Below are 26,020 nucleotides of genomic sequence, written 5' to 3' on the forward strand. Positions count from 1 at the left end.
CAGAATCGGTCATCGGTGCCGTGCGGGCATGGGCCGAACGGTCCCGTTCCCGGTCCCGGGCCGGCGGTGCCGGTGGTTCGACGCTACGGCCGGGACACCGGCACCCGCCACACCAGCGTCGTACCGCCGTCCCCGGGACAGTCCCAGTCCAGTCGGCCGCCGAGCTCGGCCGCCCGTTCCGCCATGTTGCGCAGTCCGCTGCGACGGCCGTCGGGCGGGATGCCGACGCCGTTGTCCCTGACGGTGAGGACCAGTTCCCGGCCGTCGGTGGCCAGGGCGATGTCCGTGCGGTCGGCGTGCGCGTGCCGGGCGACGTTGGTCAGGGCCTCGGAGAGGACGGCGACCGCGTGATCGGCGATCTCCTTGGGCACGTCGGTGTCGATCAGCCCCTCCATGCGGACGCTCGGCGCGAACCCGAGCGTCGGGGCCGCCTCGCCGGCCACCCGCACGGCGCGGGCCCGCAGCCCGGTGCCGGCGCCGCCCTCCCGGGCACGCAGTCCGAAGATGGTCGATCTGATGATCTTGATGGTCTCGTCCAGGTCGTCCACGGCGCGCAGCACCCGCTCGGACGCCTCCGAGTGCTCGATGAAGCGCCCGGCGCTCTGCAGGGTCATCCCGGTGGCGAACAGCCGCTGGATCGCCAGGTCGTGCAGGTCCCGGGCGATCCGGTCGCGGTCCTTGAGCACCGCGATCTCCTCGGCGTCCCGGCGCCGCTCCGCCAGTTCCATCGCGATGGCGGCCTGGGCCGCGAAGACCTGCAGCGGCTCGGTCTCCTTGGTGGTGAACAGCGGCTGACCCGCCTCCCGGGCCAGCAGCACCACACCGCGCACCCCCGCCCCGCCCGTGCCGATGGGGATCGCCACCGCGGGGCCGAGCCCGTGAAAGCGCGGCGGCTCGGGCGAGACCCGCTCGTCCTGGTTGACATCGACGCTGGTCACCGCCGCGCCCTGGGCGAACGCCAGGCCCATCAGGGTCCGGTCCATGACCAGCACCAGCCCCCGGTGGTCGTCGGCGTCCATGCCGACGGCGATCTCCACGGTGAGCGAGTCGGTGTCCGCCATCGGGGTCGCGACGGCGGCGAGCGCCGAGCCGGTGATCTCCCTGGCGTGTTCGGCGATCAGCCCGAGGGCCTCGGCGCTCGCGCTGCCGGACATCAGGCTGTGGCTGATCTCCGCGCTCGCCCGCAGCCAGCGCTCGCGCAGCCGTGACTCCTCGTACAGCCGGGCGTTGTCGATCGCCACCCCGGCCGCCACGGCCAGCGTGGACGTCACCGACACGTCCTCCTCGTCGAACTGGCCGCCGCCCCGCTTCTCGGTGAGGTAGAGGTTGCCGAAGACCTGCTCACGGACGCGGATCGGGACGCCGAGGAAGGAGTTCATCGGCGGGTGGTTCGGCGGGAAGCCGTACGAGGCCGGATGCTCGGAGAGCTTGGTCAGACGCAACGGCTCTGGGTGGCGGATCAGCTCGCCGAGGATTCCGTGGCCTTCCGGGAAGGGGCCGATCCGGGCGATCTCCTCCTCGGTGACGCCGACGGTGTGGAACGCCGACAGCCGCCTGCCGTCGGGGCCGATCACGCCGAGGGCCCCGTACTCGGCGTCGACCAGCACGGCCGCCGCCTCCACGATGCTGCGCAGAGCCTGCTCCAGGTCCAGTTCCCGGCCTACCGAGAGCACCGCCTCCAGCAGGCTGTGCACCCGGTCCCGGGTGCCGCGTGCGGCGTCCAGCCGGGCCTGCAGCTCTTCCAGCAGCTCGTCCAGCCTGAGCTGCGGCAGCCGCACCCGGGCCGCCTCGTGGCTCTCCACCGCACTCCTCCCGACCCCGTCGACTCGTACACCGGCAGGTCCGGTCAGAGCCAACGGTAGTGGGCACCGACCGCGTCGGGCACCCGGATCGGGCAAGTCCCGGGCGGCGCATCCGCCCCGCTCCGCCGTCACGGAGTATCCGTAACGGGTGTGCCGCCCGTGGCGTAAGGGCCGACCGGCCCCCGACGGGTGACCATCGGCACCTGCCGCGGGGCACGGACGGGGCGAGACTGGGCGCAGGAGCGGCGCCGTTCCCCCGCGGTGCCGCTCCGCCCGTGTCCGCGACACCGACTCACAGAGACCTGCCATGGCCGACGACCGCACGTACGCAGCGCCGCCGACGCGCCGGAGCATCGAGCTCGACAGTGCCGAGGCGCTGCGGCTGCTCGGCAGCGTGTCCCTGGGGCGCATCGTGTTCACCCAGCGGGCGCTGCCCACCGTCCGCCCGGTGAACCACGTCCTGGTGGACGGTGCCGTCGTCATCCGCACCCACGAGCGGGCGGCCCTCACCGCGCGCACCCGGCAGTCCCACGGCACGGGGGTCGTCGTCGCCTACGAGGCGGACGACATCGACCCGGTCAGCCACCTCGGCTGGAGCGTGGTGGTCACCGGCTACGCCCGCCTGGTCACCGACCCGCTGGAACTCGCCCGGTACGAGGCGCTGCTGCACCCCTGGGTGGACCGGGCCATGGAGCACACGGTCCGTATCCACCCCGGTCTGGTGACGGGCATCGCCCTCGTCGCGGGCGACCCGGCGGACGCCGGCTGAGCGGGCGCGGGGTCAGGGGACGGGATCCAGGCCGTACAGGGTGCGGCCGCCGGTCAGTTCGCGGCCGGTGACCAGCTCCGGCTCGATACGGACGAAGACCTCCCGGGGCGACGGCACCCAGGACCGGGGGCCGTCCCGGACCAGCCGCTCGTGTTCGCGGGGGTCGCCGACCACGGTCGCGCGGCCGGTGACGACGACGCTCCAGCCGGCGTGCGCCACGGCGTCGACCTCGTCGGCCTCGAAGGCGACGACGGCGCCGTCGATGGCCCGCACCAGCTCCGAGGCCTCGGACGTGCGCAGCACCACCGCTCCGTCGCGGTCCAGGCCGAAGTTGACGGGCAGTACGGCCGGCAGCGCCCCGCGCGTGTGGACGATACGGCCGACCGGCACCCCGGCGAGCAGTCTCAGGCACTCCCGCCGGTCGAGTTCACGGAATCCGTCGTTGGCGTACATCGGCCGTCCCGCCTCTCAGGTCTGTCACGTCGTGCCGCCGTGGTGCGCCGGCCCGCGGGGGCGGACAGCCGTGCCGCGGTGAACGCCGCGAGACCGCCGGGACCCGCGCTGCCGACGGCGACGACGGGCTCCTCGACGGCGGTGTCCGGTGTCGCCGGAGCCGCCCCGCGGGTCCAGCCTCTCCCGGCCCGGTGCGGGACCGCTTGGGCCGTCCGGCCCCCGCGGGCCGCCGGACGGGCCCGCGCTCGGCCCGCGCACCCCAGGACGGGCCGTTCGGGCCTGCCGCCGGGGGTGGAGGGGGCCGAACGGCCCTTCCGCGCGACCCGCCGACTGGACTTCGCTCTCTCCATGGCCGAAAACCACCCGGGGTCCGCGACGTACCGCACGACCCGTACCGACGGCGGCGCCACCGTCGTCACCCTGCACGGCGAACTCGACCTCCTGGCGGTTCCGGTCCTCTCCGCGGCCCTCGACAACCTGACGTCCGGCGCGCGGCCCGATCTGGTGCTCGACCTGAGCACCGTCTCCTTCATCGACTGCTCCGGCCTCAGCCTGCTGTGCCGGGCCCGCAACCGGGTCCGGTACCGCGTCGGCCGACTGCGCCTGGTCACACCGGACGACGGCATCCCGCGGCTGCTGCGCCGCACCGGGCTCGGCGACACGTTCGAGCTGTACTGCGGCCTCCCCGAGGCCCTCGCCGGCAAGCAGGTGCCCGGAGCGGTCGCCTGACCGGGCCGTCCGGTCACCGGCGACCGGACGTCAGCCGGTCCAGGTCCAGTCGGCGACCTCGGGCAGGTCGGTGCCGTGCTCGCGGATCCAGGCCTCGTGGCGGGTACGTGCGTCGGCCATCTGCTGGCGCACGCCGGCCGCGCGGACGGCGAGGCCGGGGACCCGGTCGATGACGTCCATGACCAGCCGGTAGCGGTCCAGGTCGTTGCGGACGACCATGTCGAACGGGGTGGTCGTGGTCCCCGACTCCTTGTAGCCGCGCACGTGCAGGTTCGCGTGCCCGGTGCGGCGATAGGCGAGACGGTGGACCAGCCAGGGGTAGCCATGGTAGGCGAAGATCACCGGTTTGTCGGTGGTGAACAGGCCGTCGTACTCGAAGTCGGTCATCCCGTGCGGATGTTCGTCCTTGGGCAGCAGCCGGGTCATGTCGACGACGTTGACCACCCGCACGGCCAGCTGCGGCAGATGGCGGCGCAGCAGCTGGGCGGCGGCGAGGATCTCCTGGGTGGGCACGTCACCGGCGCAGGCGAGGACGACATCGGGTTCGTGGGAGCCGTTCTCGGTGCCGGCCCACTCCCAGATCCCGGCGCCGCGCGCGCAGTGCACGCGGGCCTGGTCCATGGAGAGCCAGTCGAAGCAGGGCTGTTTGCCCGCCACGATCACGTTGACGTAGTCCCGACTGCGCAGGACGTGGTCCGCCACCGAGAGCAGGGTGTTGGCGTCCGGAGGCAGGTAGACGCGGACGACCTCGGGGCTCTTGTTGAGGACGTGGTCGACGAAGCCGGGGTCCTGGTGCGAGAAGCCGTTGTGGTCCTGACGCCACACGTGCGAGGTCAGCAGGTAGTTGAGGGAGGCGACGGGCGCCCGCCACGCCAACCCCCTTGACGTCTTCAGCCACTTGATGTGCTGGTTGACCATGGAGTCCACGATGTGCACGAACGCCTCGTAGCAGGAGAACAGCCCGTGCCGGCCGGTGAGGAGATAGCCCTCCAGCCAGCCCTGGCAGAGGTGTTCGGAGAGGATCTCCATCACCCGGCCGTGGTGTTCGAGATGTTCGTCGACCGGGAGCCGCTCGGCCTGCCAGGCCTTGCCGCTCACCTCGAACACCGCCTGCAGCCGGTTGGAGGCGGTCTCGTCCGGCCCGACCAGCCGGAAGTCCCGCCGCTCCCCGGTGTCCCTCATGACCTGGGCCAGGAAGTCGCCCAGGACCCGGGTGGGTTCGTGCAGGGAGGTGCCCGGCTTGTCGACGGGGACGGCGAACCCGTCGAGGTCGGCCAGGGGCAGATCGCGGACGAGGAGGCCGCCGTTGGCGTGCGGCGACGCGCCCAGCCGCTTCGCGCCGTCGGGGACAGCGGCCAGCACGTCGGCAACGGGCCGCCCGTCGGGACCGAACAGTTCCCCGGGCCGGTACGAGCGCAGCCACGCCTCCAGCTGCCGCAGGTGCTCGGGGTTCTCCCGGACCCCGGCCAGCGGCACCTGGTGGGCCCGCCAGGTGCCCTCGACGGGCACGCCGTCCACCTCGGCCGGGCCGGTCCAGCCCTTGGGCGTGCGCAGCACGACGACCGGCCAGTGCACGCGCCCGGTCACGCCGTCCTCGCGCGCCGAGCGCTGCATCACGGCGATCCGGTCCAGGGCGGTGTCCATCGCCGCGGCCATGTCCCGGTGCACCTGGTGCGGGTCGTCGCCCGTGACGTGGATCGGGTCGTGGCCGTAGCCGCGCAGCAGCGAGTCGAGTTCGGCCTCGGGGAGGCGGGAGAGCACGGTCGGGTTGGCGATCTTGTAGCCGTTGAGATGCAGGATCGGCAGGACGGCACCGTCGTGGACCGGGTCGAGGAACTTGTTGGAGTGCCAGGAGGCGGCCAGCGGCCCGGTCTCCGCCTCACCGTCGCCGATCACACAGGCCACCAGCAGGTCCGGGTTGTCCAGGGCCGCGCCGTAGGCGTGCGCGAGGGAGTAGCCCAGCTCGCCGCCCTCGTGGATCGACCCGGGGGTCTCGGGGGCCACGTGGCTGGGCACCCCGCCCGGGAAGGAGAACTGCCGGAACAGCCGCGCCATCCCCTCGGCGTCCCGGGAGACGTCGGGGTAGGTCTCGCCGTAGCTGCCCTCCAGCCAGGAGTTGGCCAGCACGGACGGGCCGCCGTGCCCCGGCCCCCACACGCACAGCGCGTCCAGGCCGCGCGCCTTGATCACCCGGTTGAGGTGGGTGTACACCAGGTTCAGGCCGGGCGAGGTGCCCCAGTGGCCGAGCAACCGCGGCTTGATGTGCTCGGGTCGCAGCGGTTCGGTGAGCAGCGGGTTGGACATGAGGTAGATCTGGCCCGCGGCGAGGTAGTTGGCGGCCCGCCAGTGCGCGTCCAGGGTGCGCAGTTCGTCGTCGGACAGTACGGTGGCGTCCTGGTGTTCGACCTTGGACATCGGATGGCTCCATGGGTAGGTCATCGGGCGGTGGAGGCGGCATGGCCGGCAAGAAGGCGGCGGAGCTGCCGCGCAGGGTGTACGAGGCGGAACTGCTGCGCCTGCAGACCGAACTGGTGAAGCTTCAGGAGTGGGTGCGGGCCACGGGCGCCCGCCTTGTAGTGATCTTCGAGGGGCGGGACGCGGCCGGCAAAGGCGGCACGATCAAACGGGTGACCGAGCACCTCAATCCGCGCAGCGCCCGGATCGCGGCGCTGCCGAAGCCCACCGAGCGCGAGCGCACCCAGTGGTACTTCCAGCGGTACGTGGAGCATCTCCCGGCGGCCGGGGAGATCGTGCTGTTCGACCGGTCCTGGTACAACCGGGCCGGCGTCGAGCATGTGATGGGCTTCTGTACGAAGGAGGAGTACCAGCTCTTCCTGCGGCACTGCCCGATCTTCGAGCGGATGCTGGTGGAGTCCGGGATCCTGCTGCGCAAGTACTGGTTCTCGGTGAGCGACACCGAGCAGCAGGACCGGTTCCGCAAGCGTCTCGACGATCCGCTGCGGCGCTGGAAGCTCTCGCCGATGGACCTGGAGTCGATCACCCACTGGGAGGCCTACTCCCGGGCGAAGGACGAGATGCTGGTCCACACCGACGTCCCCGACACGCCCTGGTACCTCGTGGAGAGCGACGACAAGCGCCGGGCCCGGCTGAACATGATCGCCCACCTGTTGTCGACCGTCCCGTACCACGACGTACCGCCGCCGGTGCTGGAACTCCCCAAGCGTCCGTCGTCGACCGGCTACGAGCGCCCGCCGCGGGATCTGCAGACGTACGTCCCCGACCACGCGGCGAGCCTCTGAGCGGCCGGCCGGCGCGGTCACGGCGGAGGGCGGGCGTCGGCCGGAGTTCCGGTGCGCGGGCTCCTGCACTGCCATGACGGTGATCCCTTCGGGGCGCGTCGGGACGGTGCGTGCTCTTCCTGACGCCGCCCACTCTGCCGGGGCGGACCCGGGCGCGCGGGTGCCGAAGGTCGGTGCCCGTTGGGCTGAACGGCCCTGTCCGCGAGGCCGGTTGGACATGCACACGGCGTGTGCGACATGGTCCGGCGCGGACCGCGGGATTCTGAGCTCACCGGACGGAAGGCGACGCATGACCCACGGCAGCGACGGGCACCCGGGGTGGCAACGGCTGGTGCCCGGCCTCGTCTCGCTGCTCGGCTACCGGCGCTCCTGGCTGAGGGGCGACCTGCTGGCCGGGGTGACGGTCGCCGCGTACCTGGTGCCGCAGGTGATGGCGTACGCCGGGGTGGCCGGGCTGCCCCCGGTCGCCGGCCTGTGGGCGATTCTGCCCGCCCTGGCCCTGTACACGGTGTTCGGCTCCTCCCGGCTCCTGTCGGTGGGTCCGGAGTCGACGACCGCGCTGATGACGGCCACCGTGGTCGCCCCGCTCGCCGCCGGTGACCCCGGCCGGTACGCGGTGCTGGCGGCCGCCCTCGCCGCCGCGGTCGGCCTGCTCTGTCTGATCGCGCGGGCGGTCCGCCTGGGCTTCCTGGCGGACCTGCTCTCCCGCCCCGTGCTGATCGGCTACCTGGCCGGGGTGGCCCTGATCATGGTGGTGGACCAGCTGCCCAAACTCACCGGGGTTCCGGTGACGGGATCCGAGTTCTTCCCCCAGCTCTGGTCGTTCTTCACGCACCTGGGCGAGGCCCGGCCGGCCACCGTGGTCTTCGCGGCGGCGGCCCTGCTCTTCCTGTTCGTCCTCACGCGGTACTTCCGGGCGCTCCCCGGCCCGCTGCTGACGGTGGTCCTGGGCACGGCGGCCGTGGTGGCGTTCGACCTCGACGGCCGTTACGGGATCAAGGTCATCGGCACCGTCCCGGCGGGGGTGCCCGCCCTCGCCCTGCCGGACCTGACCGAGCTGCCGCGCCTGGTCCTGCCCGCGCTCGGTGTCCTCCTGGTGGCGTACACGGACTTCATCCTCACCGCCCGCGCGTTCGCCGGGCGGAGCCCCGCCGAGGGCCCCGGACTCGACGCCGACCAGGAGTTCCTGGCCCTCGGCGCGGCCAACCTCGGGGCGAGCGTCCTGCACGGCTTCCCGGTGAGCAGCAGTGCCAGCCGCACCGCCCTGGCCACCTCGGCCGGGGCCCGCAGCCAGGCGTACTCCCTGGTATCCGGCGCCCTCGTGCTCGCGGTCCTGCTCTTTCTCAGCCCCCTGCTCACCCGGACGCCCGTCGTGGTCCTCGGCGCCCTGGTGGTCTACGCGGCGACCCGCATGACCGACCTCGCCGGCTTCCGCCGCCTGGCCGCCTTCCGCCGCCGTGAACTCCTCCTCGCGCTCGGCTGCCTGGCCGGGGTCCTCACCCTGGACATCCTGTACGGCGTGCTGGTCGCCGTCGGCCTGTCGGTGGCCGAACTGCTGACCCGGGTGGCCCGCCCGCACGACGCGGTCGAGGGCCTGGTGCCCGGTGTGGCCGGCATGCACGACATCGACGACTACCCCACCGCCCGGACGATCCCCGGCCTCCTGGTCTACCGCTACGACTCGCCCCTGTTCTTCGCCAACGCCGAGAACTTCCACCGCCGGGCCCTGGCCGCCGTCGACGGACAGAGCGAGCCCGTCCGCTGGTTCGTCCTCAACACCGAGGCCAACGTGGAGGTGGACATCACCGCCCTCGACGCGGTCGACGCCCTGCGCCGCGAACTGACCGCGCGCGACGTCGTGTTCGCCCTCGCCCGGGTGAAGCAGGACCTCCTGCAGAGCCTGGAGACGTACGGCCTCGCGGACGCGGTCGGCCACGACCGCATCTTCCCCACCCTGCCGACGGCGGTGACGGCCTACCGCGAGTGGCTGGCGGCGCGGCCGGACCGGTAGCGGGGCCGCGGCCGTGCGGCGGGGGTCCGGGCACGACCGCGCGGGGCGCGGCCCGCTTCGCACCGAAGGTCCCGGGTCGGGGACGTACCGAAGGTCCTGGGCCGGCGGGCCGCTCGGCCCATGGCCGGAGCGGCCCCGGCGCCGCACGCTGGCAGTGCCGGCTCGCAGACACGTCCCGTCACACGTCCCCTCACACGTCTCGTCACACGTTCCGTCCCGGGAGGCATGTCATGAACGCCCCGTCGACCCCCAGCATGCTGCGCGCCCTGCCCGCCGGGCAGCAGCGGCAGCTGATGCGCCATGCCCGGGAGGTCTCCTTCCCGCAGGGGACCCGGCTCTTCGAGGAAGGCGGTCACGCCGACCGGTTCTGGATCATCCGCACCGGCCGCGTCGAACTCGACATGCACGTCCCGGGCCGCCGGGCCGCCGTCATCGAGAGCCTCGGGCACAACGAACTGGTCGGCTGGTCGTGGCTGTTCGCACCCCCCGTGTGGCACCTGGGCGCCGAGGCCACCACGCCGGTACGCGCCTACGAGTTCGACTCCGCGACCGTGCTGGACCTGTGCCGACAGGACCCGGAGCTGGGCAACGCGGTCGGCCGGTGGGTGGGCCAGGTGCTCGCGCACCGCCTGCGCGCCTCCCGCAAACGGCTTCTGGACCTGTACGCCCCGTACGGCGCCGGCGCGAGCGTCTGACGCCGTCCCGGGCGCCGGCGACCTGGGCGACCTGGGCGAACAGGGCCGGGGACGTGGGGCCGGGGCAACAGGGGCCGGTCGGCCCTAGTACGACCGGCCCCGGCGGGCGATGATCCTCATGGGCAGCCCGCAGTCTGCCTTCCGTCCGGGGACAGCCGGCGACAAGGGGACGTCATGCCAGAGCCACGCACCTTCTCGGCCCAGGACCCGATCCGCGTGTTCCTGCTCGACGACCACGAGGTCGTCCGGCGCGGCCTGACCGACCTGCTCGACGCGGAGCCCGACATCTCGGTCGTCGGCGACGCGGGCACCGTCGGGCACGCCCTCGCCCGCGGCCCCGCGCTGCGCCCGCACGTCGCCGTCCTCGACGTCCGCCTCCCGGACGGCGACGGGATCACGGTCTGCCGGGAGCTGCGCGACCAGATGCCCGACCTGGCCTGCCTCATGCTGACGTCGTTCGACGACGAGGACGCCCTGCTGGACGCGATCATGGCCGGGGCGTCCGGCTATGTGCTCAAGCAGATCAAGGGCTCGGACCTGGTCTCGGCGGTCCGTACGGTCGCCTCGGGCCAGTCGATGCTGGACCCCGCGACCACGGCCCGCCTCATGCGCTCCCTGCGCGCCGACCCCGCTCAGACCCCGTCCGTGCCGCCGGAGCTGGCGAGCCTGTCGCCCCGCGAGCGGGACATCCTCGCCCTCATCGGCGACGGGCTGACCAACCGCGAGATCGGCGGGAAGCTGTACCTCTCCGAGAAGACCGTCAAGAACCACATCTCCCGCCTGCTGGCCAAGCTGGGCGTCCAGCGCCGCGTCCAGGCCGCGGTCCTCGCCTCCCACCTGGAACAGCCGGAGTCCGGGGGCTCTCCGGCGAAGTAGGCCCCGGGGCCGGTGCTTGAACTTCACCCACTCTCGCACCAATTTCCGTCGCTCAAACGAACCAATTGTGCGGCTCTTCGACCATCATGCGTCAGACCCGGAGACGCCGCCCCGGTACCGCTCCCGTCGGCCTACGGTCCGTGCAGATGGACGTGGACGCCGAGAAGCGTCCCCGTCGCAACCGACACCCGAAGGGGAGGCGCCGTCATGGCGAGCGTGGAAGTGTCGATGAAGGAAATGATGACCTCGGTCGAGGGGGCCCTGGGAGCCGCGGTCGTCGACTACACCAGCGGCATGGCGCTGGGAACGCTGGGCGGGGGCAAGGACCTCGATCTGACGATCGCCGCGGCCGGGAACACGGACGTCATCCGGGCCAAGGTGCGCACCATGGAACAACTGGGCCTCAAGACCCGGATCGAGGACATCCTCATCACCCTCGAAAGGCAGTACCACCTCATCCGTCTGATCACCGGCCGCAACGGGAACGGGCTGTTCCTCTATCTGGTCCTGGACAAGGAGCGCTCGAATCTCGCCATGGCCCGTCACCAGTTGAAGCGGGTCGAGGAACAGCTGGAGGTCTGAGGAGGATCCGGAGTCCGGGGTTTCGTGCGCCCACGATGTGAAAACTTCTTCAAGTCACCACATCAGCATGATTCCAATTCATGCCTGCCCACTGCCCCGGACGGCAAGGATCGGCTGTGACAGGCCGATGCGGCGGCGTCGCACGGCGCCGCCGCACCCCGACACCCCCTCCCGACCCGACCGGCAGAGAGCGAGCGGTCATGCAAGTCCCCCTCTACCAGGCCAAGGCGGACTTCTTCCGCATGCTCGGGCACCCCGTACGGATCAGGGTCCTGGAACTGCTCCAGCACGGGCCGGTCCCGGTACGGGACCTGCTCGCCGACATCGAGATCGAGCCGTCCAGCCTTTCGCAGCAGTTGGCCGTCCTGCGCCGGTCCGGCATCGTGGTGTCCATCCGAGAGGGTTCCACCGTCAGCTACGCACTGGCCGGCGGCGATGTCGCCGACCTCCTGCGCGCGGCCCGCCGTATCCTCACCGAGCTGCTCAACGGGCAGAACGTGCTTCTCGCCGAACTGCGCCAGGCCGACGCCTCCGCCACGCCCCTGTCCGCCAACAACCGCGGCTGACCGGCGCCCTGGACCGCCGGGCGAGTCGGTTCAGGGCCGGTGCGACGACGCGCGCAGGTCGAGCCCCATGGGGTTGTCCAGCGGAATGTCGCCCGCGCGCACCACGGCGTGCGTCAGCGGGCGCAGGAGCCGGACGAGTTCCTCGGTCTCGTCGGTGGTCAGCACGTCGTAGGCGGTGGCCGCCAGCCGGTCGGTCCGCTCCTCGATCTCGGCCTTGAGCCGATGCCCGCTCCGGGACAGCCGGTTGCCCTCCAGGAGCCCGCGCCGTTCGAGGGCGTCGTGTCTCGATGTCCACTCCGCCTCGTCGAAGTCGCGTGCCGGCCCGTAGACATCACGCGGGATCCCGCTCGCGGTCGCGTGCAGCACGTGTGAGTCGCGGCCCGTGATCCCGGCGGCGACCAGAGCCGCCACATGACCGTCGCCGCGGTGTTCACGAAGAAGGGTCGCGGCCTGCCACAGCCGGGCGAGGGGCTCCTGGGGCACGGGCAGGGAGCGGTTGGCCGCGAAGAGGGCCCGGCCTTCGAGGGGAGCCGACCGGGCGGCACGCGTGGCGAGCTCCGCCGCCCTGGCCACCGCCGCGCCCTCGGCCGCGGGGCCGAGTGCCCGCCGGAGCGCCCGCACCGACCCTCGTACGCGCGCTTCGAGGGCCTCCTCCGGCGGGGCGAAGCTCCAGGCCGCCGGCAGGGCGCGGCTCACCCGCGCGTAGCCGAAGTTGTAGAACAGCGCGTGCACGACCTCGGCTCCGGTACTGCCCAGGGGAGCGGCCCGGCCGGCGAAGTAGCCCATCCAGAAACCGCGGTAGCCCACCTCCCTGAACTCCGCCAACGGCTCCGGGGCGAAGTAGACGACGGCGTGGATCGGTTCGAGCAGCCGCCACAGGTCCCGGGCGACGTCCCCCGGGCGCGGCATCGATGCTGGTTCTGACATGACACCCTTGTACGCCTCGGCCGGTCACCGTGTCGCGCGGGGGGGCACTTCGCGCCCTGCGGGCAACGGGCGTTCCGCACCGGCGGGCCCCGGTGTCACTCGCCTCCGTACGGGAGCGTCGTCCCCGGCAGGTTGTACTCGTCGCGGCGGCCGCACATCCCGAAGCCGCCGAACCGGGTCGGCGCGGTCTGGTGCGCGGTCGCCTCGCCGAGGTACGACGGTTCGCCGGCCAGCAGCGCGTCCAGCTGGGCGCCGGTGCGCTCGGCGGCGGCCAGCGCACCGGCCCGCCACAGCTCGCGCCAGCGGGGCACCCGATCGCGCACCAGCCGGGCGGCGGCCCGCTGGAACTCGGCGTACGGGCCGCCGTCCCCGGCGACCAGCGCCTCGCGCAGACCGAGGTAGCCCGCGACGGCGAGGTCCCGGCGCCTGCGGGCGGCCTGCTCCGCCTCGGCTCCCGTACCGGGCGGCAGCGTCGCCACGGCCGCGTACCGTTCGGGGTCGGCGAGGACGTCGGGCGGGAAGGTGAAGACGGCGTCCCCGGCCTCGGGCAGTCCGCTGTTCTGCATCAGCACGGTGATGCGCAGGTCGCCGCCCTGCACCATGCGGTGCACGGTGCCCGGGGTGAACCAGGCGACGGATCCGGGCTCCAGCGGGATGTCCCGGTAGCCGTCCGGGCTCAGGGTCTGCACGGCACCCCGGCCGCCGGTGACGACGTACGCCTCCGTGCACACCAGGTGCAGATGCGGGCTGCCGCCGCAGACACCGTCGGCGGCCTCCCAGTCGTAGGCGCTGAGGTGGGACAGGCCGATGGCGCCGGGCAGCGGGTGCGGAAGCGTCGGTCGGGGGGACATGCGGTTCTCCTGGGAGCGCCGAGGACCAAGACATGACGAAAGCGATGGTGAAAAGCGATGCTGAAAGCGCTTGCTCTCGGAGGGACCCTAGATCCGCGGGAATGTCAGGACAACCCCCCGCGCGGCAGGTCAGTCGCTCACCTGTACGACCACCGTCGCCCCCGCCCGTACGGTCGGTGTCGCGTACGTGTACGTCACGCCGTTCACCGTCTTGGTGCGCACGTGCTGCCGCACCCCGTCGACCGTGATCCTCCTGTGGACGCCGGGGAAGCGGGCCTCCCAGCGGTAGGCACGGTGACGGGCGTTGTTCGTCAGCGTGGTCCTCGTCGCGCCGTCGTGCCGGACGGTGACGGTGTCCTTGCCGATCGGCACGTCCGCCGCCTGGAGCCACTTCATGCCCGAGGGCAGCCGGGACTGGGTGGTCACCGTGTGGTCGGCCGCGTCCGGAGCGATGCCCATCAGTCCCTGGACGGTCTGGCCGACCAGGGTGAACGACACCTCGGGGTAGTCGCCGTCCGGACCCTGGGCGGCGTTGACGTGCTGGGTGTCCCGCTCGCCGTAGATCTTCTTCATCCACCACCAGGCGGTGTCGGCGCGGTTGTTGTCGAAGAACATGTCGGGCAGGTACGTCGTCGACTCGATGTTGGGCGAGCCCTGCGGGCCCAGCTCCTGCGCCTGGATGTAGTCGAGGTAGGCGTCGTTGCGCGGTCCGGGATCGATGATCTGCTTCATCGGCATGAAGACGCTGTTCTCCTTGCCCCAGCCGGTGACCGGGGTGCCGGAGACCGTGTAGGCGCGCACCATGTCGGCGCCGCTCCCGGTGCCGCTCCAGTCGTCGTTGAAGTACGTCTTCAGTTCGGCGGCCCGCCGGTCGTATGTCCTGGCCAGCCCGGTGTCACCCTTGCCGCGGGCGAGCACGGCCATGGCCAGGTACGCCTGGTACTCGGCGGCGATGGTGTCCCCGGCCTCGGCGAGGTCGTCGCCGTCCTGCTCGTCGTAGCTGGCGGCGCCGGAGAAGATGCCCTGGCCGGTGCCTTCGGCCACCTTGACCTTGCCGTTGTCCTTGGCGGAGTTGTGCAGGTCGATGAACTGCCCGGTGGCGTGCCGGTAGAAGTTCCAGAGCACCGGGTCGTCGACGTATCTGCGGTCGCCGGTCCAGAGGTAGGCCTGGGCCGCCTTCTCGACGAGTTCGAAGACGGCGGGCACCTCGCGCACGAAGTCGTCCGGGCTCCGGTAGTCGATGCTCAGGTACGTCCTGGCGTCGAAGTTGAGGGACCAGACGGGGAAGTACCCGTGCTCGGCGGTGGCCGACGCCGCGTACGAGCGGAGCATCGTCTCGTTCTCGGTGTCGAGGCCGATGAGGTGGGCACCGGCGAGCTGGTGGGTCATGTCCCGCGAGTAGTAGGCGCTGCGGTTGGCGTATCCGGCCCAGTAGGTGGGCGCGTACGACGCCGTGCCGGTGCCGCCGGTCTGGTGCTCGTCGACGTTGACCGGGCCGGTCGTGCCGGGCAGCTGCACCCAGCTGTTGGCCTTCCGCGTGGCCCAGGCGAACATCTGGGCGACCTCGGGATCCGAGGAGGTGACCTCGGGGCGGGCGGACGCGGCCGGCGAGATCATCAGGTCGTCGGCGTTGACCCAGGAGCTGCCCGAGCCGAAGACGATCTCCAGCAGGTCGCCGGCCTTCAGCCGGACGTCGCTGATGGTGTACCGGGCGTAGCCGGCGTGCTGCGGCAGCGTGATCGTGCCGACGGTCTCGCCGTTGCGCCGGATCGTGTACGTGCCGCCGGTACCGGCACTGCCGATCCACGCGGAGAAGTCGTAGCTGCCGTCGCGGGGCGCGGTGACGGCCTGCTCGGCGGTCCTGCCCGCGCCGGCGTCGAGGTAGAGGAAGCGGGTGCCGCCGTGGCGGTTGCCGGTGCCGACGCCGGTTCCCGGGCCGAAGGTCCAGCCCAGCCCGCCGTTCTCGAAGCCCGGGTCGCTGATGGCGAGTTGGGGCTGGGCACCGGCTTCCGGTGCCGCCGAGGCCGACAGCGCCGGGGCCGTCGACACGAGGAGGGCCACAGCGGTGAGCAGCACGAGTCTTGAGCGCTTCATCGGGACTCCCGGTCTTCGGTGCCGTCGGGTGGGGCGGCCGAGTGGCGGCAAGCTAACAGGGGCCGCTGAGGCGGTTCAACGGTCATGCGGAAGAAACATGCAAGACCCGCAGTGAATCTGCCACTTTTTGCAGTCGACCGATCTGAAAGTTTTCCATAGATTCTTGCAAGTAGGCTGGAGCGCTTGCTGGCTTCCAGCCGCGTCCCGCGTCCGTCGGGCATGACCGTCCGTGACGAGCGGGCACGTATCATCGACGGCTGGCCCACGGGTGACGGAGGGAAACCGCATGAAGGTCGGCATCACCGAGGTCGCGGTCCGGGCGCGGGTGAGCGAGGCCACGGTCAGCCGTGTCGTCAACCGACGCCAGGGCGTGTCGCGCAAGACCCGCGAGGCGGTCGAGCGGGCGATGGCCGACCTGGGGTACGAGCGGCAGACGCGGGGGCAACTCGTCGCGATCATCACCGAGTTGGTGTCCAACCCGTTCTTCGCCGACGTCTGCGAACGGATCGAGTCCACCCTCGCCCCGCATGGCCTGAAGACGATCCTGTGCCCCTGCTTCCCCGGCGGGGTACAGGAGTTGGACTTCCTGACGTCCCTCGCCGACCGGGGTGTCGCCGCCGTCGTCTTCCTCTCCGCCAGCAACACGATCGAGGGCGCCGACCCGCAGGCGTACGAGTTGCTGCGGTCCCGGCGGATCCCGTTCGTCGGGGTCAACGGCCAGTTCGAGGGCGTGGGCGAGGCGCCGGTGTTCTCCACCGACGACCTGCTCGCCGCCGAGCTCGCCGTCGACCACCTCCACCGGCTCGGTCACCGGCGGATCGGCATGGCGTCCGGCCCGGTCGGCAACCGGCCGGCCGACCGCCGGGTCAGCGGCTTCGTCTCCTCGCTCGCCCGGCGCGGGGTCGAGGACCCCGAGCAGTGGGTGGTCCGGCAGTCGTACACCGTGGAGGGCGGCCAGTCCGCCGCGATCTCGCTGCTCGGCCGCGGCGCCACGGCCGTCGTCGCCGCCAGCGACTACATGGCGCTGGGCGCGATCCGCGGCGCGCGCCGCCAGGGGTACGACGTCCCGGGCGACGTGTCGGTGGTGGGCTACGACGGTGCCATGATCATGGACTTCGTCGATCCCCCGCTGACGACGGTCCGGCAACCGGCCGACCGCCTGTCCTCGGAGGTGGCCCGCAGCGTCATCGCCCTGGTCGGCAACCGGGACGTGCCCGTCGGGGAACTCCTCTTCGACCCCGAACTGGTGATCCGCGCGAGCACGGCGCCACCGAAGCAGGGGTGAGCGGGCCGACGGGATCCGAAGGCGGAACCGGGGATGGGATCCGCGAGGGCGCGGGCGGGGCGCGGGCGGAGCCCGTCCGGGGCGCGCGGGCGGAACGCGTCCGGGGCGCGGGCGGGGCGCGGGTGGGCATGTCATCGGGGTGTCGGCGGCGATGCGCAGGCGAGGACGGGGGGCTCGTCGGGCGCGGGGGACACCGCCACGGGAGCCGGTGCGGAGGCGGGGGCCAGCTCCTCCTCGGCCCAGACCACCTTGCCGCCCGGTACGGAGCGGCAGCCCCATCTGCGGGACAGCTGGGCGATCAGGAAGAGACCGCGGCCGTTCTCGTCGCTGGTGCGCGCGCTGCGCAGGCGGGGCGAGCAGGTGCTCGTGTCGAACACCTCGCAGGTCAGTACCTGGTGCCGGATCAGGCGCAGGCCGATCGGGCCGCTGCCGTGGCGGACGGCGTTGGTGACCAGTTCGCTGACGATCAGTTTCGTCGGGTCCTCCAGACCCTCCAGACCCCATTCGGCCAGCTGACGGGCCGCCAGATGCCGGGCGCGGCGGGCGGCGGTCTGGTCGCCGGGCAGCGTCCAGCAGGCCGCCTGTGCGGGGTTGAGGGTGTGGGTCCGGACGAGGAGCAGGGTGGCGTCGTCGGGGGGCGCCTGCCCCTGGAAGGTCTCCATCGCGCGGTCGCACAGGTCTTCCAGGGAGCGGCTCGGCCGGGCCAGGGCGGAGCCCAGCCGGTGCATGCCCTCCTCGATGTCGTGGTCGCGGGTCTCGATCAGACCGTCCGAGTACAGGGCGAGGAGGCTTCCCTCCGGCAGCTCCAGCTCCACCGCCTCGAAGGGGACCCCGAGTCCGACGCCCAGCGGGGTTCCGGTGGGCAGGTCGGGGAAGGCGACCCGGCCCTGCGGGTCGACGACCGCGGGCGGCGGGTGTCCGGCGCAGGCCATGGCGCAGCGGCGGGTGACCGGATCGTAGACCGCGTACACGCAGGTGGCGCCGAGCGGCGCGGGGCACTGGTCCGGGGGGTCGGCGTCCGCCTCGGCCAGTCGCTGGACCGTGTCGTCGAGGTGGGCCAGCAGTTCGTCGGGGGGCAGCTCCATGTCGGCGAGCGTGCGTACGGCGGTGCGCAGCCGGCCCATGGCCGCGGCGGCGTCGATGCCGTGTCCGACGACATCGCCGACGACGAGTGCCACCCGTGCGCCGGACAGCGGGATCACGTCGAACCAGTCGCCTCCCACGCCGTGGTCCATGTCGGCGGGGAGATAGCGCGAGGCCGTCTCGACCGCCGTGCCGCCCTTCAGACGATGCGGGAGCAGGTTGCGCTGGAGGGCGAGGGCCGTGGTGTGCTGGCGGAGGTACTGGCGCGCGTTGTCCAGCGACAGCGCGGCGCGGGCGACGAGTTCCTCCGCGAGCAGCACGTCGACCTCCTGGAACGGCCCCGGGTCCGCGGTGCGCACGAACAGCACCATGCCGAGCAGGACGCGCCGCGCACGGATGGGTATCACCATCACGGAGTGCATGCCGTTCTCGCGGATCTTCCGCGCCCGTGCCGGGTCGCGGTCGACCCAGGTGCCCGGCGCGGTGTCCAGGACCGGCTCCAGATGGGGCCTGCCGGTGCGCAGGACTTCCATGAGCGGTGAGGCGGCCGGCCAGGGGACCGTCTCACCGCGCCCCCACGGGGACTCCGGGATCCCGTTCCGGATCGAGGCCAGCCCGGCCCGCCGGAACACGGGAGGGCGCCCGAACGCCGGGCCCACCTGGAGCGGGGCCCCCTCGCCGCACGGGACCGACTGCTCCAGGTCGACGGCGACGTAGTCGGCGAGCAGGGGCACGGCCAGTTCCGCCAGTTCCTGGCTGGTGCGCATCACGTCCAGGCTGCTGCCCAGGCGGGCGCTGCCCTCGGTGAGGATGGCCAGCCGATCGCGTGCGCGCCGGCTCTCGGTGAGGTCGACGCTGATGACGCACACGCCCAGCGCTCGGCCGTCGGCGTCCTGGAGGCGGAAGATCGAGGCCACGAACGTGTGCTCCCGGTGCGGGCTCGACGGCAGCCACGTCCGGTGGTCCTGGACCTTGCTGGGCCCGCCCCGGAGGACCTCTCGCATCGCCGACTCGAGGGGATCGCCCTCGCCGCCCGGCAGTGCCTCGGTGAATCGACGGCCGAGCCGCCGGTCGCGGGAAATGCCGTCGTGGCTCTCCATCGTCTCGTTCACCCAGGTGCACCGCAGTTCCGGGTCCCGCACGACGATGCCCATCGGCACCCGGGCGAGCAGCGACTCCCGCACCAGGCCGTGCGTCGCCTCCCCGGAGGCCCTGCCGATGTCGGTCACGGACACCAGCCAGCGGACCGCCGCGCCCTGTCCCCACAGCATCGAGACCCGCAGGCTCACGTGGAGCCCGTGACCGTCCCGGTGCCGCACCGTCGTCGTGCCCGACCAGCCGTTCTCGGCCCGGCACCGCGCGACGAACTCCGATGTCGTCGGCGCCTCCTCGCAGGACAGCAGGACGAGTGAGGCCGGCCGGCCCACCACGTCACGGGCGGCGTACCCGACCAGCCGTTCCGCGGCCTGTGTCCATCCGACCACCGTCCCCTGCTGGTCGAGCATCGCGATCGCCGACTCCGAGGGCTCGCGGATGTCCGGGGGTTCGCCGGCGGGTGTTTCGTCAGTGCTGATCATCGAACCGTTGTCCTCGGAATAGATGGCGGCGGGGCGAACGCCTGCGGCGAGAGCGAGACTTCATCGCTTTTTGCCCCTTTTAACCCCATTGACCGAATGCTGGGGCGATCCGTGACAAAGGAACCCGACCCGAGGGTCCGTGCGCAGGGCCCGCGCGGCCGGACCTCCCGCGCGGGGGCGGCCGGTGCGGACGTACGGTGCTGGTATGTGCGCCACGCGGGAAGACGGCGCGGCACGGCCCGTCGGGCCCCGTCCGTCCGCACCCGCCAGCGGGTCGATCCACCGGGCGGAGCTGGACCGGCTGCTGGGGCTCGCCGTGCGCGACACCGGGGTCCTCGCGGGTGCGCTCTTCCTGCTGGCCTCCGACGCACGGACGCTCCGGCTGGAGGCGACCGCGGGGCTGCCGGCGGAGTATCTGACGCCCTGGTTCCGGGTGGCGCTGCCCAGTCCGGTCCCGGTGGCCGAGGCCCTGCGCGAACGGCGGCTGGTCTGGCTGAGCGACCCCCAGGAGTTCGCCCGGCGCTATCCGCGTACGGCGATCGCCCACCCGTACCACTACGCGGCGGCCGCCGCCCCGATCATCGCCGGCTCCAGGGCCTGGGGCACCCTGCTGCTCTTCTGGCCCGGCTCCGACCACGCCCACCCCGCCGACACGGCCAGACCCGCCGACACGTACGACACGTCCGATACCGCCGGGTCCGCCGGGTCCGCCGACACGGCCAAGTCCGCCAAGCCCACCGACACTGCCGGGCCCACCGGGGCCGCCGGGCCCACCCCGTCCGCCGACACCGCCAGGCCCACCGCGTCCGCCGGGGCCGCCGGGCCGAGTCCTGAGCGGGTGGCCGCCGTCTGCCGGCGACTGGGCCGGTTCCTGCGCGACGCCGCCGGTGCCGACCGCGCCGTCCGACCGAGCCCGGCACCCCGCACCCTGGCGCAACCGCCGCCCCGCGGCCGGGATCCGGCCGAGGCACTGGCCGCGACGGACCTCGTCGAGCGACTGCCGGAGGGCACCTGCTCACTCGATCTGGAGGGCCGGTTCACCTATGTCAGCGTGACCGCCGCCGTCCTGCTCGGCGGGGGCATCCAAGAGCTGACCGGCACCCGTCCCTGGCAGTCGCTGCCCTGGTGCGCCGGCTCCGCCTTCGAGGACTGCTACCGCGGCGCCGTGGTCAGCCGCAGGCCCGCGTACTTCACCGCCATGCGCCCGCCGGACCGATGGCTCGCGTTCGAGCTCTACCCGGACGGATCCGGGGTGAGTGTCCGGATCTCGCCGACCAGTCCGGGCCGGGCCGCCCAGGCCGGGCCCGCCAGGACGGAGATGTTCCCGGGCGAACCGATTCCACTGGGCGAGGTCTACCAGGTGCTGCACCTCGCCGCCGCCCTCTCCGAGGCGGTGGGCGTGCGGGACGTGGTCGATCTGGTCACCGAGGAGATCCTGCCCGCCTTCGGGGCCCGGACGGTCGCCCTGCTCGCGGCCGAGGACGGCAGAATGCGGGTCATCGGCCGGCACGGCTACCGCCCCTGGCTCCTCCAGCACTTCGACGGAGCGCCGCTGACCTGCGCCGCTCCCGCGGTCCGGGTCCTCGCCACCGGCCGGCCCGCCTTCTTCGCCACCTTCGAGGAACTCGCCCACGCCTATCCGCCCGCCCCTCGCCAGCCGGGCCTGCACGCCTGGGTCTTCCTGCCGCTGATCGCCTCAGGCCGCCCGGTGGGCTCGTGCGTGTTCGCCTTCGACCGCCCCCACCCCTTCCCCGAACAGGAACGGGTCGTCTTCACCGCACTCGCGGGACTCGTCGCGCAGGCCCTCGAACGGGCCCGTCTGTACGACGCCAGCAAGGAACTCGCGCAGACCCTGCAGACCGCCCTGCTCCCCGACTCGCTGCCCGACCTGCCCGGACTGGACGTGGCGGCCCGCTATCTGCCCGCCGCCCGCGGCCTGGACATCGGCGGCGACTTCTACGACCTGGTCCGCGTCGACGACACCACCGCGACCGCGTTCATCGGCGACGTCCAGGGCCACAACGTCACCGCCGCCGCGCTCATGGGCCGGATCCGTCCCGCACTCCGCTCCCACGCCGCCTCCGGGGCCATGCCGGCGCAGGCGCTCGCACAGGCCAACCGGCAACTGGTCGCCCTCGATCCGGGCCGCTTCGTCAGCTGCCTCCACGCCCGTCTCGACCTCGCCCGCCACCGGGCCGTGCTGGCCACGGCCGGGCATCCCCCACCGATCCTGCGGCACCCGGACGGACAGACGGAGGTCCTTGACCTGCCGCCCGGAGTGCTGCTCGGCATCGACCCCGACACGGACTATCCCGCCACCGAGATCCCGCTGCCACCCGGCACCGTCCTCGCGCTGTACACCGACGGACTCGTCGAGACCCCCGGAGTCGACCTGGACGACGCCATGGCGGCACTCGCCGTGGCACTCACCGAGGCCCGGTTCCAGTCCATGGACGGAATCGCCGCGACCCTGATCGAGCACGCCCGGCGGACCGCTCCCCGGACGGACGACATCGCCCTGCTGCTCATCGGCCTCACCCCCGCCGGGCATCCCGCCCCGGGGGCACACCTTGACGGCGCGTGGCCGGAGAACCAGCATGAAAACCATAGAAACTGATCTCGTTTCTTTCGTTTCCACAGCCGTCGGCCCAGGTGACGGGGCCGCGCACCGACCCGATCGTGGAGGCGGCCGGACGGCTGCTCCTCGCGGCGCGCCTCGCCCGGGTCAGCATGGACGACCTCGCGCGCGAGCCCGGGATGAGGAAGAAGACGATCCAGCGGCACGTCCCGGACAGGCGCATCCCGCTGACCACGCTGCTGGACCGGCGGTTCGCGGCGGCGGAGCGCACGCCGACGGCCGCCGCCGAGGACGCGGAAGGCCGGCCGTTCGGCATCCGGATACCGCGCTTCCTGATCACGGCGGGCTCCGAGTTCGGCCGGATCGGCGCGGTGCAACTCGCGACCGGCCGGGGCGACGCGGCGCTGCGCCGGTACGTGGAGCAACGCGTGGACGCGTGGACGCGAGGAGGACGAGGAGACGAGGAGGACGAGAGGGACGAGAGGGACCAGAGGGAGGTGGGCCCATGACCGCCACTCCCCTGGGCCGCCTGGCGCACCCGGCCGATGTCGCCCTGGCGGTCGCCTGCCAAGCAGACGAGGGCAACGCGTTCCTGACCGGCACACCGCCGCGGTCGACGGCGGCCTGGCGATGTGCTGACGCCCGCCGCCCCGGCCAGAAAGGACGTCCACGCACACCGTAGGCCTGGCCTGTGTCGGGCGCGGCCCGCACGGAGAGCCGGCCGCCCGTGTCGCGACCGGCTGTCACAGATCCCGGGACGCTCCGGTCGTAGTGAATGAGAACCCCCGCGATCGGAGTGAACCATGTCTCCTGCTGAACGACGTCTTTCCACGACGGTGCTGGTGATCGGCACCGGAGGAGCCGGGCTGCGGGCGTCGATCGAACTGGCCGAGGCCGGTGTCGACGTCCTCGCGGTCGGCAAGCGCCCCAAGGACGACGCCCATACGGCACTGGCCGCCGGCGGCATCAACGCGGCGCTGGCCACCATGGATCCCGAGGACAGCTGGCAGCAGCACGCGGCCGACACCCTCAAGGAGAGCTACCTGCTCGCCGACCCGCGCACCGTGGAGATCGTCACCCAGGGCGCCGCCCGGGGCATCGAGGACCTGGAGCGCTACGGCATGGCCTTCGCCCGGGAGGAGGACGGCCGGATCTCCCAGCGGTTCTTCGGCGCGCACAAGTTCCGGCGGACCGCCTTCGCGGGCGACTACACCGGCCTGGAGATCCAGCGCACGCTCATCAGGCGCACGGAACAACTCGGCATCCCCGTGCTCGACGGCGTCTACATCACCCGGCTCCTGGTCCACGACGGTGCCGTCTTCGGCGCCTACGGCTTCGACCTCACCCACGGCACCCGGTACCTGATCCACGCCGACTCCGTCATCCTCGCCGCGGGCGGCCACACCCGCATCTGGCGGCGGACCTCCTCGCGGCGCGACGAGAACACGGGCGACTCGTTCCGCCTGGCCGTGGAGGCCGGGGCGCGCCTGCGCGACCCCGAACTGGTCCAGTTCCACCCTTCCGGGATCATCGAGCCCGAGAACGCGGCCGGCACCCTCGTCAGCGAGGCCGCACGCGGTGAGGGCGGCATCCTGCGCAACGCCCTCGGCGAGCGGTTCATGAACCGCTACGACCCCGTCCGCATGGAGCTGTCCACCCGCGACCGCGTGGCCCTGGCCGCCTACACGGAGATCAAGGAAGACCGCGGCACCCCGAAGGGCGGGGTATGGCTCGACGTCTCGCACCTGCCCCGGCAGACGATCATGACGCGACTCCCCCGCGTCTACCAGAGCCTGCTGGACCTGCAGATGCTGGACATCACCCGCGACCCCATCGAGATCGCGCCCACCGCGCACTACTCGATGGGTGGGGTGTGGGTTCGCCCCGAGGACCACAGCACCGACGTACGCGGCCTGTACGCCATCGGCGAGGCGTCCAGCGGCCTGCACGGCGCCAACCGACTGGGCGGGAACAGCCTCATAGAACTTCTGGTCTTCGGCCGCATCACCGGCCAGGCGGCCGCCGCCTACTCGGAGTCGCTGACCGCGCAGCCGCGCTCGGCGACGGCGGTCGCGGCCGCCCGCGCGGAGATCGACGAACTCCTCGCGGCCGACGGCCCGGAGAACGTCCGCGCCCTGCAACGCGCCATCCGCAACACCATGACCGAGCACGCCGGAGTCGTCCGCGACGAACAAGGCCTGCGGGCCGGGCTCACGGAGCTCGCGTCGATCGAGAAGAGGATGCAGGACGTCGGTGTGCACCCGGACATCGCCGGCTTCCAGGATCTCGCCCACGCCTTCGACCTCAAGTCCGCCGCGCTGGCCGCCCGCGCCACCCTCGAAGCGGCACTGGAACGCCGCGAGACCCGCGGCTGCCACAACCGCAGCGACCACCCCGGGCTCGACCCGGCCCTCCAGGTCAATCTCGTGTGGTCCCCGGCGTCCGGTGTCACCCGCGAGAGCATCCCGGCGATCCCCGACGAGATCACCTCGCTGATGGAGGAGGTCTCGACCGACGGAAAACTCGCCGAATGACGCCGGTCCGCACCCGGGCGGATCGCTTCAGTCCGCTGTCGTGGCGCTCCGCGGGACCTCGGCCTGTGTGAACCCGTGGCTCCGTTCGACCTTCGCCACGTGCAGCGTGTAGCTCCGGTACCACTCGGCCCGCCCGCGCTGCTGCGCCGCACGGTGCTCGTCCTCGCGTCGCCAGCGCGCGAGGGCGTCGGCGTCGCGGAAGTACCCGACGGTGATGGACAGGCCACCGGGGGTGTGGGCCTGGTCCATGCCCAGGAACCCGGGGACCTCCTTCACCAGCTCCTCCATGCGCGCGGCGGTCTCGCCGTAGCCGCTCTGGTCCTGGGTGCGCACCGCGGTGAACACAGCCACGTAGTAAGGGGGTTCATAGGCCTCGACGGGCGCGACAGGCGCTTCGGCGTGATCACTCATGGCGCCACTGTAGGGCAGCGGCGCAGGGGTGTCAGGGGTCAAGGAGCGGCCCCGGAAGGCGGGTTCCGGCGGGCGGCCCGGTGTCCTGGTTCGACGACATGGAGCGACACAGGCTACATATCGGACCAAAATCGTCGGGGGAAGGTGCATGCCATGAAGTTCGCGCGCGACAGCCGTTCCGTGGTCACCGACGACACCGCCGGCCTGTTCGCCGCCGCCCCCGGCGATGTCCTCACCGCACCGGAGGGGGGCTGGTGCGCCGGGGGCCCGTTCGCGGTACCGCGTCGACCGGTTCGCCCACCGCCTCGGCCGGCTCGGCGGCCGAACCCCGGACCACGGTCAGCCGGGTGTCGGGCCGGGGGCCAGCAGTCGGCGGATGCGCTCGTACTCGGCGGCCATCTCCGGCGTGGCGAGGAAGTCGTCGAGATCCGCGGACACTTCTTGGTCGACGTCCTCGACGGAACGGATGGCGAGTTCGTAGAGCTCGCCGCGCCGGTTCTGCTCCAGGTAGCTCTGCCAGTGCGCCAACGCGCTGATGACGGTGAGGACTCCGGCGTCCAGGCCGTCGTCGACCAGGATGCCGTCGTAGACCGTCGCGAGCGCGTCGTGCAGCTCGGCGGCGCTGATCGTCAGGACGTTCGCGCAGGCGGTGTTGAGTGCCGCCCGGGCGTCCTCGGTGAGTTCGTCCTCGGCCGCGTCGCGCAGCAGCTCCGGCCGCACCAGACGGGTGACCGTCTCCTCCCCGAAGGCACGGACGCCGTCCTCGGTGGCTTCGACGACCAACCTGAGGACGTCCGCCTCCAGTTCGCTGTAGTTCACGCCCGCAGCCTATAGGCGGCCGCGGTCGCCCGGTTCCCGCACCCCGAGGCCCGTCCACCCGGCCGCACCGCTCGGGCGCCACGGACACTTTCGGATCTTGGCCGCAGACCGCCCCGAC

General features: G+C 72.5%; 22 protein-coding genes. 13 read left to right on the forward strand and 9 right to left on the reverse strand.

Going from position 1 to position 26,020, the window contains the following annotated elements; genetic code table 11:
* Positions 1–83: 83 nt before the first annotated feature.
* Positions 84–1,802 (reverse strand): sensor histidine kinase, encoded by a 1,719-nt coding sequence (locus tag IEZ11_RS30480; RefSeq protein WP_189266145.1) that lies wholly within the window; start codon positions 1,800–1,802, stop codon positions 84–86.
* A 307-nt stretch (positions 1,803–2,109) separates the two neighbouring features.
* Between IEZ11_RS30480 and IEZ11_RS30485 the strand changes: the two genes are divergently transcribed.
* The gene (locus IEZ11_RS30485) at positions 2,110–2,571 is read left to right on the forward strand and encodes a pyridoxamine 5'-phosphate oxidase family protein (RefSeq protein WP_189266146.1); all 462 of its coding nucleotides are present in this window, start codon (positions 2,110–2,112) and stop codon (positions 2,569–2,571) included.
* A gap of 12 nt (positions 2,572–2,583) precedes the next feature.
* On the opposite strand, the gene IEZ11_RS30490 is transcribed toward IEZ11_RS30485, so the two are convergent.
* Positions 2,584–3,024 carry a pyridoxamine 5'-phosphate oxidase family protein gene (locus IEZ11_RS30490; protein WP_189266147.1) on the reverse strand — a complete coding sequence of 147 codons (441 nt, stop codon included), beginning with the start codon at positions 3,022–3,024 and terminating at the stop codon, positions 2,584–2,586.
* Between the two features lie 348 nt (positions 3,025–3,372).
* Here IEZ11_RS30490 and IEZ11_RS30495 point away from each other — a divergent pair, with 348 nt between their 5' ends.
* On the forward strand, positions 3,373–3,753 hold the full coding sequence (locus IEZ11_RS30495; protein ID WP_189266148.1) for an STAS domain-containing protein: 381 nt from the start codon (positions 3,373–3,375) through the stop codon (positions 3,751–3,753).
* 30 nt (positions 3,754–3,783) lie between these two features.
* On the opposite strand, the gene IEZ11_RS30500 is transcribed toward IEZ11_RS30495, so the two are convergent.
* On the reverse strand, positions 3,784–6,168 hold the full coding sequence (locus tag IEZ11_RS30500) for a phosphoketolase family protein (RefSeq protein ID WP_189266149.1): 2,385 nt from the start codon (positions 6,166–6,168) through the stop codon (positions 3,784–3,786).
* A gap of 41 nt (positions 6,169–6,209) precedes the next feature.
* Between IEZ11_RS30500 and ppk2 the strand changes: the two genes are divergently transcribed.
* The 6 genes from ppk2 to IEZ11_RS30530 all read left to right on the forward strand — a co-directional run bounded on the left by ppk2 (position 6,210) and on the right by IEZ11_RS30530 (position 11,743).
* Positions 6,210–7,013, forward strand: coding sequence for a polyphosphate kinase 2 (gene ppk2 / locus IEZ11_RS30505; protein ID WP_189266150.1), 804 nt, complete (start codon positions 6,210–6,212; stop codon positions 7,011–7,013).
* A 289-nt stretch (positions 7,014–7,302) separates the two neighbouring features.
* A complete protein-coding gene (locus tag IEZ11_RS30510; protein WP_189266151.1) occupies positions 7,303–9,024 on the forward strand; it encodes a SulP family inorganic anion transporter in 1,722 nt (573 codons plus the stop codon).
* A gap of 230 nt (positions 9,025–9,254) precedes the next feature.
* The gene (locus IEZ11_RS30515) at positions 9,255–9,719 is read left to right on the forward strand and encodes a cyclic nucleotide-binding domain-containing protein (RefSeq protein ID WP_189266152.1); all 465 of its coding nucleotides are present in this window, start codon (positions 9,255–9,257) and stop codon (positions 9,717–9,719) included.
* Positions 9,720–9,893: 174 nt separating this feature from the next.
* Complete coding sequence (locus tag IEZ11_RS30520) at positions 9,894–10,595, forward strand: response regulator (protein WP_189266153.1); 702 nt, start codon at positions 9,894–9,896, stop codon at positions 10,593–10,595.
* 207 nt (positions 10,596–10,802) lie between these two features.
* The gene (locus tag IEZ11_RS30525; RefSeq protein WP_189266154.1) at positions 10,803–11,177 is read left to right on the forward strand and encodes a roadblock/LC7 domain-containing protein; all 375 of its coding nucleotides are present in this window, start codon (positions 10,803–10,805) and stop codon (positions 11,175–11,177) included.
* Positions 11,178–11,377: 200 nt separating this feature from the next.
* Positions 11,378–11,743 carry an ArsR/SmtB family transcription factor gene (locus IEZ11_RS30530; protein WP_189266155.1) on the forward strand — a complete coding sequence of 122 codons (366 nt, stop codon included), beginning with the start codon at positions 11,378–11,380 and terminating at the stop codon, positions 11,741–11,743.
* 30 nt (positions 11,744–11,773) lie between these two features.
* Here IEZ11_RS30530 and IEZ11_RS30535 read toward each other — a convergent pair whose 3' ends face one another.
* The 3 genes from IEZ11_RS30535 to IEZ11_RS30545 all read right to left on the reverse strand — a co-directional run bounded on the left by IEZ11_RS30535 (position 11,774) and on the right by IEZ11_RS30545 (position 15,615).
* Positions 11,774–12,670 (reverse strand): SCO6745 family protein, encoded by an 897-nt coding sequence (locus tag IEZ11_RS30535; protein ID WP_229713449.1) that lies wholly within the window; start codon positions 12,668–12,670, stop codon positions 11,774–11,776.
* A 95-nt stretch (positions 12,671–12,765) separates the two neighbouring features.
* Positions 12,766–13,521, reverse strand: coding sequence for a cupin domain-containing protein (locus tag IEZ11_RS30540; RefSeq protein WP_189266156.1), 756 nt, complete (start codon positions 13,519–13,521; stop codon positions 12,766–12,768).
* 129 nt (positions 13,522–13,650) lie between these two features.
* On the reverse strand, positions 13,651–15,615 hold the full coding sequence (locus tag IEZ11_RS30545; RefSeq protein ID WP_229713450.1) for a carbohydrate-binding protein: 1,965 nt from the start codon (positions 15,613–15,615) through the stop codon (positions 13,651–13,653).
* A 286-nt stretch (positions 15,616–15,901) separates the two neighbouring features.
* Here IEZ11_RS30545 and IEZ11_RS30550 point away from each other — a divergent pair, with 286 nt between their 5' ends.
* Positions 15,902–16,900 (forward strand): LacI family DNA-binding transcriptional regulator, encoded by a 999-nt coding sequence (locus IEZ11_RS30550; RefSeq protein ID WP_189266157.1) that lies wholly within the window; start codon positions 15,902–15,904, stop codon positions 16,898–16,900.
* Between the two features lie 131 nt (positions 16,901–17,031).
* On the opposite strand, the gene IEZ11_RS30555 is transcribed toward IEZ11_RS30550, so the two are convergent.
* Positions 17,032–19,560 (reverse strand): SpoIIE family protein phosphatase, encoded by a 2,529-nt coding sequence (locus IEZ11_RS30555; RefSeq protein WP_189266158.1) that lies wholly within the window; start codon positions 19,558–19,560, stop codon positions 17,032–17,034.
* A gap of 205 nt (positions 19,561–19,765) precedes the next feature.
* Between IEZ11_RS30555 and IEZ11_RS30560 the strand changes: the two genes are divergently transcribed.
* The 4 genes from IEZ11_RS30560 to IEZ11_RS30575 all read left to right on the forward strand — a co-directional run bounded on the left by IEZ11_RS30560 (position 19,766) and on the right by IEZ11_RS30575 (position 24,672).
* The gene (locus tag IEZ11_RS30560) at positions 19,766–22,177 is read left to right on the forward strand and encodes a SpoIIE family protein phosphatase (protein ID WP_268239934.1); all 2,412 of its coding nucleotides are present in this window, start codon (positions 19,766–19,768) and stop codon (positions 22,175–22,177) included.
* 35 nt (positions 22,178–22,212) lie between these two features.
* Positions 22,213–22,647: a hypothetical protein gene (locus IEZ11_RS30565; RefSeq protein ID WP_189266159.1), complete on the forward strand. Its 435-nt coding sequence runs from the start codon at positions 22,213–22,215 to the stop codon at positions 22,645–22,647.
* Positions 22,644–22,820 (forward strand): hypothetical protein, encoded by a 177-nt coding sequence (locus IEZ11_RS30570; RefSeq protein ID WP_189266160.1) that lies wholly within the window; start codon positions 22,644–22,646, stop codon positions 22,818–22,820. Before IEZ11_RS30565 ends, IEZ11_RS30570 begins: the two co-directional genes overlap by 4 nt.
* 121 nt (positions 22,821–22,941) lie before the next feature.
* Positions 22,942–24,672 carry an L-aspartate oxidase gene (locus IEZ11_RS30575; protein WP_189266161.1) on the forward strand — a complete coding sequence of 577 codons (1,731 nt, stop codon included), beginning with the start codon at positions 22,942–22,944 and terminating at the stop codon, positions 24,670–24,672.
* Between the two features lie 27 nt (positions 24,673–24,699).
* Here the strand turns inward: IEZ11_RS30575 and IEZ11_RS30580 are convergent, their stop codons facing one another.
* Both IEZ11_RS30580 and IEZ11_RS30585 read right to left on the reverse strand, forming a co-directional pair.
* Positions 24,700–25,083, reverse strand: a complete 384-nt coding sequence (locus IEZ11_RS30580; RefSeq protein WP_189266162.1) for an antibiotic biosynthesis monooxygenase family protein — start codon at positions 25,081–25,083, stop codon at positions 24,700–24,702.
* 339 nt (positions 25,084–25,422) lie between these two features.
* Positions 25,423–25,902 carry a hypothetical protein gene (locus tag IEZ11_RS30585; RefSeq protein WP_189266163.1) on the reverse strand — a complete coding sequence of 160 codons (480 nt, stop codon included), beginning with the start codon at positions 25,900–25,902 and terminating at the stop codon, positions 25,423–25,425.
* Positions 25,903–26,020 lie beyond the last annotated feature (118 nt).

Origin of the sequence: Streptomyces fuscichromogenes (assembly GCF_014645815.1) — a bacterium.
GTDB classification, from domain to species: Bacteria; Actinomycetota; Actinomycetes; order Streptomycetales; family Streptomycetaceae; genus Streptomyces; species Streptomyces fuscichromogenes.

Excerpts from the sequence above, each read along its gene's own strand:
- IEZ11_RS30485 (WP_189266146.1), top strand. The coding sequence starts at position 2,110 with ATGGCCGACGACCGCACGTACGCAGCGCCGCCGACGCGCCGGAGCATC.
- IEZ11_RS30490 (WP_189266147.1), bottom strand. The coding sequence starts at position 3,024 with ATGTACGCCAACGACGGATTCCGTGAACTCGACCGGCGGGAGTGCCTG.
- IEZ11_RS30495 (WP_189266148.1), top strand. The coding sequence starts at position 3,373 with ATGGCCGAAAACCACCCGGGGTCCGCGACGTACCGCACGACCCGTACC.
- IEZ11_RS30500 (WP_189266149.1), bottom strand. The coding sequence starts at position 6,168 with ATGTCCAAGGTCGAACACCAGGACGCCACCGTACTGTCCGACGACGAA.
- ppk2 (WP_189266150.1), top strand. The coding sequence starts at position 6,210 with ATGGCCGGCAAGAAGGCGGCGGAGCTGCCGCGCAGGGTGTACGAGGCG.
- IEZ11_RS30510 (WP_189266151.1), top strand. The coding sequence starts at position 7,303 with ATGACCCACGGCAGCGACGGGCACCCGGGGTGGCAACGGCTGGTGCCC.
- IEZ11_RS30515 (WP_189266152.1), top strand. The coding sequence starts at position 9,255 with ATGAACGCCCCGTCGACCCCCAGCATGCTGCGCGCCCTGCCCGCCGGG.
- IEZ11_RS30520 (WP_189266153.1), top strand. The coding sequence starts at position 9,894 with ATGCCAGAGCCACGCACCTTCTCGGCCCAGGACCCGATCCGCGTGTTC.
- IEZ11_RS30525 (WP_189266154.1), top strand. The coding sequence starts at position 10,803 with ATGGCGAGCGTGGAAGTGTCGATGAAGGAAATGATGACCTCGGTCGAG.
- IEZ11_RS30530 (WP_189266155.1), top strand. The coding sequence starts at position 11,378 with ATGCAAGTCCCCCTCTACCAGGCCAAGGCGGACTTCTTCCGCATGCTC.
- IEZ11_RS30535 (WP_229713449.1), bottom strand. The coding sequence starts at position 12,670 with ATGTCAGAACCAGCATCGATGCCGCGCCCGGGGGACGTCGCCCGGGAC.
- IEZ11_RS30540 (WP_189266156.1), bottom strand. The coding sequence starts at position 13,521 with ATGTCCCCCCGACCGACGCTTCCGCACCCGCTGCCCGGCGCCATCGGC.
- IEZ11_RS30545 (WP_229713450.1), bottom strand. The coding sequence starts at position 15,615 with ATGAAGCGCTCAAGACTCGTGCTGCTCACCGCTGTGGCCCTCCTCGTG.
- IEZ11_RS30550 (WP_189266157.1), top strand. The coding sequence starts at position 15,902 with ATGAAGGTCGGCATCACCGAGGTCGCGGTCCGGGCGCGGGTGAGCGAG.
- IEZ11_RS30555 (WP_189266158.1), bottom strand. The coding sequence starts at position 19,560 with ATGATCAGCACTGACGAAACACCCGCCGGCGAACCCCCGGACATCCGC.
- IEZ11_RS30560 (WP_268239934.1), top strand. The coding sequence starts at position 19,766 with ATGTGCGCCACGCGGGAAGACGGCGCGGCACGGCCCGTCGGGCCCCGT.
- IEZ11_RS30570 (WP_189266160.1), top strand. The coding sequence starts at position 22,644 with ATGACCGCCACTCCCCTGGGCCGCCTGGCGCACCCGGCCGATGTCGCC.
- IEZ11_RS30575 (WP_189266161.1), top strand. The coding sequence starts at position 22,942 with ATGTCTCCTGCTGAACGACGTCTTTCCACGACGGTGCTGGTGATCGGC.
- IEZ11_RS30580 (WP_189266162.1), bottom strand. The coding sequence starts at position 25,083 with ATGAGTGATCACGCCGAAGCGCCTGTCGCGCCCGTCGAGGCCTATGAA.